The following is a 1,436-nucleotide window of genomic DNA, read 5'->3' as shown; positions in this document are numbered from 1 at the left end:
AGACCCAGACACCACCAACGGCCACAGCGACCCCGGTGTCGCCCAGATCACCGCCACCGACGGCCACCCCTTCTGGGTCCCCGAACTCGACGAGTGGATCGACGCCACCGACCTGCAGGCCGGCCAATGGCTCCACACCAGCACCGGCACCTGGGTACAGATCACCGCAATCCACCGCAGGACCGTCCCGCGAGCCGTCGTCCACAACCTCACCATCAGCCACGTCCACACGTACCATGTAGTAGCCGGCAACACACCCGTACTCACACACAACTGCGGTGGTGAGGCGACTGTCCACCTGGACTTCAGTAACCCTGAGGCGAAGCATGCACTAATCACCGTCAGGAGCGACGCTGGGGAAGTGCTCTCCACGCACCAGTTCGGGAGCCCGCAAAATCCGCGGGCAGGGGTCGAAGCCTTCGATCCTGCCACACTAAATTCCAAGACAACCATCAATGTTAATATTCGCGTACCAAATGCGGACGCTGCCATGGCGTACGCTGAGGTTATGATGGACAAGACGGCCAAGGGAACTTATCCGGCGTACAGTCTGAGGACTCAGAGTTGCGTGACCTACTGCGCAAAGGTGCTACAGGCTGGAGGCGTAAAGGGAGTGCCGACGACTCCGGGTGCGGCCCAGAGGTGGTTCTTTGAGCAACTCGGGTAAGTGTCCGATGCGGGAAAGGAATTGGGCGATGTCGATGCCGCAGGGGTGGGAGTGGCTTGAGGATCTACCGGATGAGTGGGAAGCGCCCCCTGACCTGCAAACTCCTACTCCGTACCCCGAGGTCAACTTGGCAATTCGGCTACTCTCATGCGAGTTCCTTGGGTTTGAGGCGCGTGCTGCGATTGGGCGTTTCGTTACGGAGGAGGCGCTGTACGACATGTGGTTTGTCGAGAACGTCCAGACCGCTGGTTGGGAGATGAAGCAGTCTGCATTGCTCCGGGAGGTGCCGATGGAGCAGGCCCGGATCGTTTACGAGGCGTGGAAAGTACTCAATGCCGTCAGTGAGCTTGATGCCCCCGATGCTGTGCTGCTCGAGCGGAGAGTAGCGGCGATCAAGGCACTGACGTCCGCGCTGCAGGAGGCTGCGGAGAGGCTTGTACGTATCCGAGCCGAGAATGCCCCAGCTAGTTGATCAGGATCGTTGCTGGTGCTACAGCGATTGAATAGCTGTGTGGTGCCATGACCGTTTGGCTCCGCCCTTCAAGTGGTTTTGATGTGAGTGGTGCCAATGGGTGCAGTACAAGCCGCCGCAGTAGCGTCTGCAGGTGGCGGTATGTTCGAGTTGATCTGAAGAGGCGGGGTATCGGGGCGTCACTCGAAGGATTTTGCGTAGACAAGGAGGTCTATTCACAGGCGATCCTGTAGAAGTGCAGCCCGATGACACAGGAGATCGTTTCCGTGAAGGTCGCGAGCGGTCTGCGGTAGTCGG

2 protein-coding genes are annotated in these 1,436 nt (G+C 59.5%); both read left to right on the top strand.

Translation table 11 applies throughout. The annotated features are described in order from the left end of the window. Nucleotides 1-667, top strand: a 667-nt coding sequence (locus ACXAHD_RS32115; protein ID WP_475055168.1) for a polymorphic toxin-type HINT domain-containing protein, incomplete at its 5' end; no start/stop codon positions are given. 28 nt (nt 668-695) lie between these two features. Next, nucleotides 696-1,139: a hypothetical protein gene (locus tag ACXAHD_RS32110; RefSeq protein ID WP_475055166.1), complete on the top strand. Its 444-nt coding sequence runs from the start codon at nt 696-698 to the stop codon at nt 1,137-1,139. The last annotated feature ends 297 nt before the right edge of the window (nt 1,140-1,436 follow it).

Source organism: Micromonospora sp. ABR4_055, from assembly GCF_056160425.1.
Note: the sequence above shows the minus strand (reverse complement) of the source record. Positions and strands in the feature narration are given on the sequence as shown.